This window comes from Nocardioides sp. (genome assembly GCF_041913365.1).
Lineage (GTDB): Bacteria > Actinomycetota > Actinomycetes > Propionibacteriales > Nocardioidaceae > Nocardioides.
In genome coordinates, this window is record NZ_JAYSFM010000017.1 from 25,326 (window position 1) to 37,184 (window position 11,859).

Sequence of the window (11,859 nt, forward strand, 5' to 3'; positions counted from 1 at the left end):
GACACGGTCCTGCTGTTGCCCGAGTGCTGCCCGAGCGCCCCGGACACGATGTAGAAGCGGCCCCTCCCAGCGTCTCCGCTGGGAGGGGCCGTTTCTCGGTGCTGCGAGCGGAGTCTCGCGTGACGCGCTGTCAGTCGGACTCCCAGTAGGGGCCCGGCTGGTAGCGGTCGGGCTCGATCGTGAGGACCCGACGCCGCTCCGTCACGAACTTCCTGCGCAGGACACCGTCCCTGCCTGGCACCATCCGCGCGACGCGGAAGTTGGCGTACGTCGTGGTGTAGGCATTACGGGAGTTGCGCTTCTTGCGCCACTGGTAGTTGAAGTTCCGGACGTACTTGCGCGCGACCTTCTTGCCGCGGATGGTGAACCACGTCTCGTCGTTCCCCGGGCTGAGGCTGGCCCAGTTCGCAGAGCCGGTCAGCACCATGCTCGTGTTCGGCACGCCGTTGTACGTGCCCTGGATCACGAAGTACTTCTGATGGCTGTAGTAGCTCAGGATCAGGTCGTCCTTGCCGTCCTTGTTGAGGTCGTAGTTGTCGTCAGGGTTGCGGTCCAGCCCCGTCGACCGCAGCGGGATCCTGCCGCGCCTCGTGGGCGCGCCCAGGATCTTCTTGGTGTGGTAGCCGATGAGGCCGTAGCTGACACGGAATCGGCAGCCCTCGGCGTACTTCTGGCGGATCGCGGCAGCGAGGTAGTCGCCACGCCGCCCGCGCATCGTGTGCATGGACAGGACCAGGCGGGTCCGGGTGACACCACCAGCACCGTCAGGCGTGAGGCACTGGACCTTGCCGAGCATGTCGAGCACGAGGTCGTTCTTCGGACCCGACGGCTTCGGGAACGCCCACACGGTGTGCTTGTCGGTGCCGTCGTCGCAGGTCGTGCCGGCGGGCGTTCCGCAAAAGGCCCGCGGGGGCTGGCGCACGTCGTAGTCGTTCCTCATGTCGTTGAAGAGCGAGACGAACTGCCGGAAAAGCCGGTGGTCGCCGGAGGTGAAGTAGAGGTCGTTCCACTGGTGGATGTCAGCATTGAGCATCATATTGGCCGAGCCGACCGCGATGACGTCCTTCGACCTGCCCGCCTGGGAGAACGAGTAGAACTTGGTGTGCATGTTGTTGTAGCGGTTGGCCTTGCTGCGACATCCGGCCTTGCACCGGTAGATGAAGCTGGACGCCGATCGCTTCGCGCCGATCTCCGCCCGGATCGCGCGCATGGCTTTCGTGTGCTGGTGGTCGTTGAGCAGCATCTGGACCTTGACGCCGCGGCGGTGGGCGGCGATGAGGGCCTTGGCGACCGGCATCCGGTCGAAGGAGTAGACCGCGATCCGGATCGTCGAGCCCTTCGGCGTGTGACGGATCGTCCGGATCACCTGCCGCTCGATCGTGAAGTGGCCCTTCTTCCGGTGCGGGTCGTTGAAGTACGGCCCCCGCGGAGCGCGCCACTTCCGCCACCGCGCGGTGCTCGTCTCACGCGCCGAGGTGACGTCTTGCACCTGGGCCGACTTCGACGACGCCACCCGTGGGGCGGCCGCGGAGCCCGTCGCTGCGACGGTCTGCGCGGTGAGCGCGCCCCCTGTGAGGCACAGGGCGAGGAGGAGAACAACGGATCTCGACACGAAACAAGAACCTTCCTGGTCGCCTGCGGCGACGTCTCGGGTGGTGCCGGTCCCGCGACCGGCGAGGTCGATCGGCCGAGGGTCGAGGACCGGGACAACAGGCCTCACGACCAGTCACTGTGGGGACGCGCGGAACGCCGCACGGGTTGTGCGTCGTGCGTCACAACGCCCACCGTCGAACGGTCACGTACGGGTGGAAGCCTTCCGGGTTCCCTGGTCCCGGAAGGCTTCCGTCACCCCCCACACCCGCCGCGCCGGAGCGCGGCGGTTCACCAACGCCGGTCGAGGAAGTACGGCGGCCTGTATCCGTCCTCCCAGAACGGCGTGTAGCCGAAGTAGCTGTAGACCGGGCCGTAGTCCACGGGGCCGGGAGGCACGGGGTCGTAGTCGAAGCCCGACTCGACGTGCAAGTCGCTGCGCTCGAGGCGCACGTGCGCCCGAACACGGGAGACTGCATCGACCGGAACCAGACGATGGTGCTGCTCGAGGCCCATGATACCCCCCGACGCGATCACGAGGAGCCGTGCGCGACGTGCCTCGGAGTCGAGGAGGATCTCCTCGACCTCACCAACGCGATGGTCGCGCACGTCGAGGACGGACATGCCTCGGACGTCGTCCTGCTCATCAGCCAGCATCAGCCAGCCACTGCCGAGCGGCACGAGCTCATGCGTGGTCGACATCCATGCTCCTTCCGTGCGTCCACCGTGCATCCGCCGACCTTGGCAGGTGCACATGACGACGGTCGGTTCGGCACATTGCAGTTCCGTGACAACGGCACCGTGGTCACGGCTGGGTGCCCAACATCGGTCACGATGGTTCGATGGAGCGCATGGCCACACGAGTTCTGCTGCTCGAGGACGACGACCCCCTGCGCACTTCCCTGCGGCTGGTGCTGGAGGACGACGGCTACGACGTCTCGGAGGCCAGCGACGCGGAGGCGGCACTGTCGATCGTCGCCGAGGACAGTGTCGACATCATGCTGGTCGACCTGATGCTCGGAGGTGTCGACGGCTTCACCTTCATCCGACGGGCACGTCCCCAGACGCACGCGCCCATCGTGGTGATCAGCGCGCGGGACGGGGTCGAGGACATCGTCGCCGCCCTCGAGGCCGGCGCCGACGACTACGTCACCAAGCCGTTCGACGTCGAGGAGGTCCGGGCCCGACTGCGCGCGCTGCTGCGCCGTCCAGCCCTGGCGCCGGCGGGGACCTCCGTCCCGGACGAGGACGCCGCGCACGTCGGCGACCAGGCTGGGGAGGTCGTGGTGCTCGACGCGGAGGCCGGGCCGCTCGTCTTCGACCGCGCCGCCGCACACCTCCGACGTGGCGACCACGACATCCACCTCACGATGACCGAGTACAAGCTGCTGTGCGTCCTCTCGGACAACATCGGCCGGGTGCTGACCAGGACGGCGCTGCTCGAGCACGTCTGGGACAGGGGGTTCTTCGGTGACGAGCGCATCGTCGACGTGCACGTCCGGCGACTCCGCAAGAAGCTCGAGCTCGAGCCGGCCGATCCACGCACCCTCATGACGGTGCGAGGCCTCGGCTACCGGCTCGACGCGCGGTGATCCGCGCACCGGCCCGTCCCGGGCTGCAGTCGTCTGTGACCGCAGCCTTCGCGCTGGGCGCGTTGGTGCTCTCCGTGGCGCTCTCCCTCGGGACCTACGTCTCCGCACGTCACCTCCTGCTCGAGCAGCGCGAGCGCTCCGCGCTCAGGCAGGCGTACGCCGACGCGGCGCTCGTGCGCGACGGCCTCGCCACGGCCGGCACCGGGGTCAGCGAGGCGCTCGGCGCGGTGGCACCACCCGCGGGCGCAGCGATGTACGTCCATCGGTACGGCCAGTGGTACTCCTCGAGCCTCGACCAGTCGGGGGAAGCACTCACCGCCGTCGTACGACCCGCTGTCACAGACGGATCGGTCGGACTGGGGTGGACCGGACGCACCGAGCCGAACGCCGTCGTCGTCGGCATCCCGCTCCCCGCCGTGGACGCGGAGTACTACGAGGTCGCCGTCGCGGCCGAGCTCGACGCCACTCTGCACACGCTGGCCGTGGCTCTGCTCGTCGGCGCTGTGCTGACGACTCTGGCAGGCGCTGCGATCGGCCGCGCCGCCAGCCGTCGCGTGCTCTCGCCGCTCCGCGACGTCGCAGGCGCAGCGGCGGACATCTCCGGAGGTGACCTGCTGCGACGCCTCCGCGCCACCGACGACCCGGACCTGTCCGAGCTCGTCGAGTCCTTCAACCAGATGGTCGACGCGCTGCAGGCACGGATCCAGCGCGAGGCGAGGTTCGCCGCGGACGTGAGCCATGAGCTCCGCACCCCGGTCACGACCCTCACCACGAGCCTCGCTCTGCTCGAGCGAGCACGCGACCTCGACCCGCAGACCGAGCGTGCCGTGCACCTGATGGCGGATGAGCTCGCCCGCTTCCGTCGCGCCCTGGAGGACCTGCTCGCCCTCGGTCGGCTGGAGTCGGGCATCGACGACGCAGCGCTGATGGTCACCGAGTCCCACGAGCTCGTCCGGCAGGCGCTGGTGGCCAGCGGACGACCCGTCACAATGGCCGCGGACAGCACGGGCACGGTCGGGTCCTCCGTGCGGGTGGACCGGCCGCAGATGGTGCGGGCGCTGGTCAACCTCTTCGACAACGCCGACCTGCACGGGGAGGGCCTCGTCGACGTCGTCGTGGTGCCCGACCGCGCACACGTCGACATCCACGTGCGAGATCGTGGCGGTGGCGTCGTCGAGGACGAGCGCGAGCGGATCTTCGAGCGGTTCGCCCGGGCCGGGGGTGCCAAGGCGGGAACGGGCAGCGGCCTCGGCCTCAGCATCGTCGCGGAGGCCGTCCGTAAGCATGGCGGTGAGGTGTGGTGCGCGGACCGTCCCACCGGTGGTGCGGAGTTCGTGGTGCGGCTCCCGCGCATCGACGCACGAGGACAGGGGTCGGACCGGTGAACCAGGATCGCCGAGCCTCCCGAGACCTGTCACGCCGACACCGGACGGCGATGCTGGCGACGATGCTGGTCACGGTGTTGGGACTCGCGGCCTGCGGCTTGCCCGATGAGGGGCGCACCCAGGTCGTGGACGACGCCTCGGTGCCCTACGAGCTGCTCGACGCGGGCGAGTCGCCCACGCGTCCGGACGTCGACGCCCCGACGGTTCCACGCCACGCGCCCATGGTGTTCTGGACCCGCGCGGACCGCGTGCTGGTCCCCGCGGCCGTCGACCTGTCATGCGCGCAGACCACCATCGACGTCGTGCGTGGACTGCTGGAGGCGCTTGCGTCATCGCCGCGAGACTCTGACCGGGACGCACGACTCGGCTCCGCCATCCCGCCGGCCGCCCAGCTGACCCTCGTCGGCGTCGACGACCGCACCGCCGAAGTCGAGCTCGACCCGCTGGCCATCGGTGACGCCGAGCGGCTCCCGCTCGCTGTCGGGCAGGTGGTCCTGTCGGTCACCTCTGCGCCGGGTGTGGACGCCGTCCGGTTCGTCACGTCGGGCGAGACCGTCGACCTCCCCCTTCCCGGTGGGGCCCTCGCGACCGGCTCGGCCACGGCCGAGGACTACGCGACCTTGCTCCCCGATCGCCTAGCGGCCGACGGCATCGACGGAGTGGGGCTCGGCTGTGACACGCCGGATCCATGACGACCACGTGACAGCCCCGTGACGCACGTCGGACGATCGCGCTCCACGTGTGTCGACTTCCTTGTCCGCCGAGTCGCGCCATGTCTCGATGGAAGCAACTGCTCAGCGGGACGGGTGTCCCCCATCGAAGGAGGCAGACATGATCAGCATGACGTCCCGCGCACACCGCGTCGTCCGAAGGGTCACCGCACACAAAAAGGCCGGGCGACGCTCCGGCCTGCGTATCGCCGCGCGAGCTCGCCGCTCGCAGACCCTGGGGGTGGGCACCGTGTCGCAGCCCGAGCCCGGCGACCGGGTCGTCGAGCGCGACGGAGCGCGTCTCTACCTCGACAGCGAGGCCGAGCCCCGCGTCGAGGGCCACCTCCTCGACGCAGAGACCGACGACTCCGGTCGGATCCACTTCGTGGTGCGACCGCGCCGTTGAAGACGCCACCGAGCACGCTGGCCGCCCGTCTGGAGGCTCGCCGGGGATCAGCTTCGGCGGCGTGGTCTCGTTCCTCTTGCCGACCTCATCATCGTCCCGATCCTGGTGATCTACCGGAAGTACTACGGGACGCGGATGATGCGCGTGCTGCTGGGACCGGCGGCCGCGAGATGCTGCGGGCGCTGGGAGGCGACGCCGAGGATGCGCACCAGCACTGAACCGCCCGATGTCGAGGGCACCCGCGCCCTCGAAGCAGTTTCGCGAGGTGTGGGCGTGAAGCTGCCGTACGTCGGGGGTGCGCTACTTGCCGCTGCCGTCCTGTGACACCTGACCGAACCGCCAGATTGCAGGTTGATGACAGTTGCTTGACGACCCTCGGCCACTTCCGTCGCCACCATTGTCCCCGCAGATCCGGCGTGCCTAGATGGGGGACAGAAGTTCCCAGGCCAGACATCAGGAGGCGCAACAACACCACCATCTCGAGCCTGCTCCGTCGGCAGAGTGAGCGACCACCGCGCACGATCCGCACGGTCCAGGGGTTTTCATCACAGAGGGTCCGTCCGTCCAGGCTCCGCAGGTCGAGGCCTCCATTTCGTGGAGCGGACAGCGCACATCTGCTGCCGGCCCCGCATCGGTCGAGCTTCTGACGGGCGCGCCGAGACGCGGTGGCGGAGAGGAATCGGCGGGCGCACTTCATGCTCGAGGGCCCAAGTGACCACCCACGAGCACACACATCGCCAACCAGACGCTTGCATCACTTGGGGACTGACGGCTCATGCTGTCGTAGGCCCCCGCGCAAGCGGGAAGGACAGCAATGCATCAGTGCATTCGACCCATCCGATCTGCCGCCGTCGTTCTGTCGACTGTTGCTCTCGGTGCCGGAGTGCTCATTGCTCCGCCAGCCACGGCCGACACATCGTCGGCTCTTCGCAGTGCGAAGGCAGGGGTAAGAACGGACAGCACACCATCGAATGTCGCCGCGGACTGGATCACCGACGAACTGGTCAACGGGCTCATGGTCGGCTCCTCCGGCCCTGACTTGAGTCTCACCCTCGACACCGGTCTAGCGCTGCGAAGCGTGCCGGGCCACGAGTCCGGCGTCGCAGCAATCAACGCCGCGTTCAAGCCTCGCGTTGACGAGTACGTCGGCGACGGCACGAACGAGTCCTACGCCGGACCCCTCGGCAAGGCGGCAGCCTTCGCTCGCGCGGCTGGTGAGAACCCGGTCGACTACGGCGGGAAGAACCTTGTCGCGCGCCTCGAGCAGCGCACGGCCGACGTCCCGGCAGACCCGTCGACGGAACCGCAGGCTGCCGCGTTCGCTGGCCGCATCTTCGACAAGTCGGAGTCCGGCAACTTCGCCAACGTCGTCGGTCAGTCCTTCGCCGTGCGTGAGCTGACGCTCGCCCGGTCCGCCGAGGCGGCCGCCGCCCGCGACTTCCTGCTCAAGCAGCAGTGCGCCTCGGGCTACTTCCGGCTCAACTTCGACAAGGCCAACGTACCCAACCAGTCGTGCACCGAGGGCACGCCTGGCAGCGAGGCCGACCCCGACGCCACTGCGCTCGCGATGATCAACCTGATCGAGTCGCACGACAGGTCCGCCGCGGTCAGGTCGGCTCTGGACAAGGCCAGCGCCTGGCTGGTCGATCGACAGCGCAACAGCGGCGCTATCCGCAGCTCCGGTGACCGCGCGCAGATCAACACGAACACGACGGCCGTGGGTGGCTACGCGCTCGGCCTGATGCGTCAGTCCGACGCCGCCCAAAAGGCAGCACTGTGGGTCCGCAAGAACCAGCCGGTCGACAAGTACAAGTGCCGCACCGCGCTGACCAGCGACACTGGAGTTGTGGCCTACCGCAAGGACCGCATCAAGGGCGCGTCGACCACCGGCATCCCGGCCGAGGCACGCGACGAATGGCGTCGCGCCACTGCCCAGGCAATCCTCGGCCTGCAGTTCGCCCCGGCGAGCGACGACGCGTTCAGGATCGTCTCCGTGCGCAAGCAGGCCCGAGCCGGCGAGCGCGTCCAGTTCCGTGTCTACGGCCTCGCGCCGAGCGAGAGCGCCTGCATGCAGGTCAAGGGCGACTTCCGCCGCGTCAAAGGCAAGAAGTCCGGCGACAAGATCGTGCGAAAGCTCCAGCTGCCCACCGGCAACCAACGCCGCGTCGGACTGGTGAAGACCTCGGACGACGAGGCTCGTACGTCGCTCCGCGTGCGCAACTGATCCACGCTCGACACGCAGCGTCGTCACCCTCGGCCCGGCATCTCGCGATGCCGGGCCGAGGTGCGTCCTGCTGCACGTCGGAACAGTTCGCGTCCACGGACCACATTCGCAACCCGCCCATGCTGGGGCGGGACCGGCTCGATGAGGTCGGCGACGCAATGGACCGCGCCCGTGAGGCCGCACGGGAGCGCCGTACGCAGCTCCGTGCCGTTGCCCCGGCCGGTTCTGCTATTGGCCCGGGTGTTGCCCGAGCGCCCCATGGCCGGAGACGAAGAAACGGCCCCTCCCAACGTTTCCGCTGGTCAGGGCCGCTTCTCAGTGCTGTACCCCCGACCGGATTCGAACCGGCGCTACCGCCTTGAGAGGGCGGCGTGCTAGGCCGCTACACAACGGGGGCTTGCAGGTGCTGCTCTCGCGAGCAACGGAGCGAAACTCTAGCGGTGCCGGAGTTCTCGCTCCAAATCGTCAGCCCGAGGGCCTCGGATCCGCTGGGGTACTAGGACTCGAACCTAGAACAACTGAACCAGAATCAGCCGTGTTGCCAATTACACCATACCCCATGGGGGTATCGGATCGATCGCGAGGACGTCCCGATTCCCACGCGGTCCTGTCCGGAGACCTTCCAGAACCGACCCCGAACGTTACACGCGAGGGGGCTGGCCGACCAATTCGGGGCGGCCCTCCGGCGGGGGCAGCACTCCCCCGACGGGCGGCCCGGTGTTGACCAGTCCCATGGACCGCGCCACCCACGAGGCGAGGCCGAGGTAGACCAACGACTGCGTCAGCGTGGTGAGGATCATCCACCAGCTGCTGCCGCCGGTGGCGTTCAGCGCGGACGTCAGGTCGCCGAAGGCGAGCGCCAGCCCGAAGGCCAGGAAGTTGTTGAGCACGTGCATCGCGATGCCCGCCTCGAGGCCGCCGGTCCGGATGACCAGGATGCCGGCCACGACGCCGAAGGCGAACCGGTCGAAGAACACCGGGACGTCCTGCGAGAACCCGTGGAACAGCGCGAAGATGAACGCCGGCCCCAGCACGGCGAGCACCTGGGAGACCCGTCGCGACCACACCAGCGACCCGAACGCCTGGGTGAGGTAGCCCCGGAAGAGGTACTCCTCGCCGGCCGCCTGCAACGGCGTCAGCAGCAGGATCACCAGCATGAAGTCGCGGGTGCGGGAGGTGAAGTCGTTGACCTCGCCGACCGGCGCCTCCCCCGGAGCGAGCGGCAGCAGCAGGCCGACGCCGAGCGAGGCCAGCAGCGCCACCACGGAGAGGCCGAGGCAGGCGACGAGGTAGCGCCAGCGGATCCGCGGCGCGACCGACGACACCCAGCGCGGCTTGAGCCGGTGCAGCCACCAGGTGATCGCCCAGGTCAGGGGGATGGCGGCGGCGATCACGATGTTGAGCAGCGCCAGCCCGGTCGGTGTGGCCTCCGCCGTCACGTCCAGCGTCGCCGTGGCCTCGGCCGTCGTACGTCCTGCCGCGAGGAGCAGCAGGAACATCGCGGTGCCCGCGACCAGCGGCACCAGCACGAAGACCAGCAGCAGGAGCAGCACCGACCCGGTCAGCGAGCGCCAGATGCCGGGGCGTCCGACGCGGTGCAGCTCGTGGTACTGCGGCCGGAAGTCGGGTGCGAGCGGGGCAGCCATGGTCAGTCGGGTCCCGGCCGGCTCAGTCGAACATCGCGTCGTGGAGGCGCGCCAGCGACCGCTCGCGTCCCAGCAGCTCCATCGACTCGAAGAGCGGCGGGCTGACCTTCTTGCCGCTCACCGCGATGCGGACCGGGCCGAAGGCGACGCGCGGCTTGAGGCCGAGGCCGTCGATGAGCTTCGCGCGCAGGGCCTCGTCGATGGCGGCGGTGCTCCACGTGTCGAGGCCGGCGAGCGCGTCGTACGCCGCCTTGACGACGTCCTTGGCGGTGCCGTCGAGCTCCTCCTCGCGCGTGAAGTCGGCCTCGTCGACGAAGAGGAAGCCGAGCATCGGTGCGGCCTCGGTGAGCTTGTTGATCCGCTCGGCGACCAGCGGCATCGCCAGCTCGAGCATCTGGGCGTCGGCGTCGTTCACCGGGTCACCGACGACGCCGGCCTCCTTGAGGAACGGCAGCACCCGGTGGGTGATGTCGTCGAGGCCGAGCAGCCGCAGCTGCGCGGTGTTGATCGCCTCGGCCTTCTTGAGGTCGAAGCGCGCCGGGTTGGGGTTCACGTCCTTGATGTCGAACGCCTCGACCATCTCCGCGACCGAGAAGACGTCACGGTCGGCGGCGATCGACCAGCCCAGGAGCGCGAGGTAGTTGAGCAGGCCCTCGGGCAGGAACCCCTGCTCGCGGTACGCCAGCGCGTGCGCCTCGGGGTCGCGCTTGGAGAGCTTCTTGTTGCCCTGGCCCATGACGTAGGGCAGGTGTCCGTAGGCCGGCACCTCCTTGGCGATGCCGAGGTCCACGAGCGCGTCGAAGAGGGCGAGCTGGCGCGGGGTGCTGGAGAGCAGGTCCTCGCCGCGCAGGACGTGGGTGACCTCCATCAGCGCGTCGTCGATCGGGTTGACCAGGGTGTAGAGCGGGTCGCCATTGGCGCGCGAGAGGGCGTAGTCGGGGACGTTCTCGGTGTCGAAGGTGATGTCGCCGCGGACCAGGTCGTCCCAGGTGATCGATCCCTCGGGCATCCGGAAGCGCACGACCGGCTTGCGGCCCTCGGCCTCGAAGGCGGCCACCTGGTCCTCGGAGAGCTCGCGGCAGAAGCCGTCGTAGCCCTGCATCTTGGAGCCCGACGCCTTGCGTCGCGCGTCGACCTCCTCGGTGGTGCAGTAGCAGTCGTAGGTGTACGACGACGCGTGCAGGCGCTCGAGCACGTCGCGGTAGATGTCGCCGCGCTCGCTCTGCTTGTAGGGGCCGTGCGGGCCGCCGACCTCGATGCCCTCGTCCCAGTCGAGGCCCAGCCAGCGCCACAGCTCGAGGATCGCGTCGTAGGACTCCTGGGTGCTGCGCTCCTTGTCGGTGTCCTCCATCCGGAAGACGATCTGGCCGCCGTGGTGGCGCGCGAAGGCCCAGTTGAAGAGGGCGGTGCGGACCAGGCCGACGTGCGGCGAGCCGGTCGGCGAGGGACAGAAGCGGACGCGGACAGGGGTGCTCATCGAAGTGCTCAGGCTCTCTTGGAGACGGGGTTGGTCAGGGCGCCGATGCCGGCGATCGAGATCTCGACCTCGTCACCGACCTGCATGGGGCCGACACCTTCGGGGGTGCCGGTGAGGATGACGTCACCGGGCAGCAGCGTCATCACGGACGAGACGTGCGCGACCAGGGTCGGCACGTCGAAGATCATGTCGGCGGTCGAGCCGTCCTGGACGAGGTCGCCGTTGAGGTAGGTCTGCACCTCGCGGCCGTCGGTGAAGGCCTGCGGGTCGAGGTCGGTCTCGATCCACGGGCCCAGCGGGCAGAAGGAGTCGAAGCCCTTGGCGCGGGTGAACTGCACGTCGGAGCGCTGCAGGTCTCGCGCGGTCACGTCGTTGCCGATGGTGTAGCCGAAGATCACGTCGGTGGCCTGCTCGGCGGGCACGTCGCGGCAGATGCGGCCGATCACGACGGCGAGCTCGCCCTCGTAGTGGAGGTTGCTGGTCTGGGGCGGGTAGAAGATCGGGTCGCCCGGACCGACGACCGTGGTGTTGGGCTTGAGGAACATCAGCGGCTCCTCCGGCAGGTCGTTGCCCATCTCCGCCGCGTGCGCGGCGTAGTTGCGCCCGATGCCGACGACCTTGCTGCGCGGGATGATCGGCGCGAGGAGGCGTACGTCGCTGAGCTTGTGCTCCTCCTCGAGGAGCTTGATCCCGACGTAGAGCGGGTCGCCGGCGAGCGCCACCACGACCGAGTCCTCGGCAGGCTGGCCGTAGTCGTCGACCTCGCCCGTGACCACGCCGAAGCGGGGCTCCTCACCGGTGCTGAACCTGCAGATGCGCATGCACCGAC

The 11,859-nt window shown here is 69.0% G+C and carries 10 protein-coding genes and 2 tRNA genes; 5 read left to right on the forward strand and 7 right to left on the reverse strand.

The window, feature by feature from the left end; genetic code table 11:
- Positions 1-130: 130 nt before the first annotated feature.
- Positions 131-1,720 (reverse strand): phospholipase D-like domain-containing protein, encoded by a 1,590-nt coding sequence (locus tag ACE3QY_RS21195; protein ID WP_374458051.1) that lies wholly within the window; start codon positions 1,718-1,720, stop codon positions 131-133.
- Between the two features lie 161 nt (positions 1,721-1,881).
- Positions 1,882-2,292 carry a PRC-barrel domain-containing protein gene (locus ACE3QY_RS21200; protein WP_374458052.1) on the reverse strand — a complete coding sequence of 137 codons (411 nt, stop codon included), beginning with the start codon at positions 2,290-2,292 and terminating at the stop codon, positions 1,882-1,884.
- A 149-nt stretch (positions 2,293-2,441) separates the two neighbouring features.
- Here ACE3QY_RS21200 and ACE3QY_RS21205 point away from each other — a divergent pair, with 149 nt between their 5' ends.
- From ACE3QY_RS21205 to ACE3QY_RS21225, 5 genes are all read left to right on the forward strand, one after another.
- The gene (locus ACE3QY_RS21205; protein ID WP_374458053.1) at positions 2,442-3,182 is read left to right on the forward strand and encodes a response regulator transcription factor; all 741 of its coding nucleotides are present in this window, start codon (positions 2,442-2,444) and stop codon (positions 3,180-3,182) included.
- A gap of 35 nt (positions 3,183-3,217) precedes the next feature.
- On the forward strand, positions 3,218-4,567 hold the full coding sequence (locus ACE3QY_RS21210) for an ATP-binding protein (protein ID WP_374458054.1): 1,350 nt from the start codon (positions 3,218-3,220) through the stop codon (positions 4,565-4,567).
- Between the two features lie 62 nt (positions 4,568-4,629).
- A complete protein-coding gene (locus tag ACE3QY_RS21215) occupies positions 4,630-5,259 on the forward strand; it encodes a GerMN domain-containing protein (protein WP_374458055.1) in 630 nt (209 codons plus the stop codon).
- 268 nt (positions 5,260-5,527) lie between these two features.
- A complete protein-coding gene (locus ACE3QY_RS21220) occupies positions 5,528-5,683 on the forward strand; it encodes a hypothetical protein (RefSeq protein WP_374458056.1) in 156 nt (51 codons plus the stop codon).
- Between the two features lie 883 nt (positions 5,684-6,566).
- Positions 6,567-7,907 carry a hypothetical protein gene (locus tag ACE3QY_RS21225; protein WP_374458057.1) on the forward strand — a complete coding sequence of 447 codons (1,341 nt, stop codon included), beginning with the start codon at positions 6,567-6,569 and terminating at the stop codon, positions 7,905-7,907.
- A gap of 324 nt (positions 7,908-8,231) precedes the next feature.
- On the opposite strand, the gene ACE3QY_RS21230 is transcribed toward ACE3QY_RS21225, so the two are convergent.
- The 5 genes from ACE3QY_RS21230 to ACE3QY_RS21250 all read right to left on the reverse strand — a co-directional run bounded on the left by ACE3QY_RS21230 (position 8,232) and on the right by ACE3QY_RS21250 (position 11,851).
- Positions 8,232-8,304: transfer RNA gene (locus ACE3QY_RS21230), tRNA-Glu, on the reverse strand.
- A gap of 91 nt (positions 8,305-8,395) precedes the next feature.
- Positions 8,396-8,467 (reverse strand) — tRNA-Gln (locus tag ACE3QY_RS21235).
- 81 nt (positions 8,468-8,548) lie between these two features.
- Positions 8,549-9,553 (reverse strand): lysostaphin resistance A-like protein, encoded by a 1,005-nt coding sequence (locus ACE3QY_RS21240; protein WP_374458058.1) that lies wholly within the window; start codon positions 9,551-9,553, stop codon positions 8,549-8,551.
- A 22-nt stretch (positions 9,554-9,575) separates the two neighbouring features.
- On the reverse strand, positions 9,576-11,030 hold the full coding sequence (gene gltX, locus ACE3QY_RS21245) for a glutamate--tRNA ligase (protein ID WP_374458059.1): 1,455 nt from the start codon (positions 11,028-11,030) through the stop codon (positions 9,576-9,578).
- Positions 11,031-11,038: 8 nt separating this feature from the next.
- The gene (locus ACE3QY_RS21250; RefSeq protein ID WP_374458060.1) at positions 11,039-11,851 is read right to left on the reverse strand and encodes a fumarylacetoacetate hydrolase family protein; all 813 of its coding nucleotides are present in this window, start codon (positions 11,849-11,851) and stop codon (positions 11,039-11,041) included.
- Between the last annotated feature and the right edge of the window lie 8 nt (positions 11,852-11,859).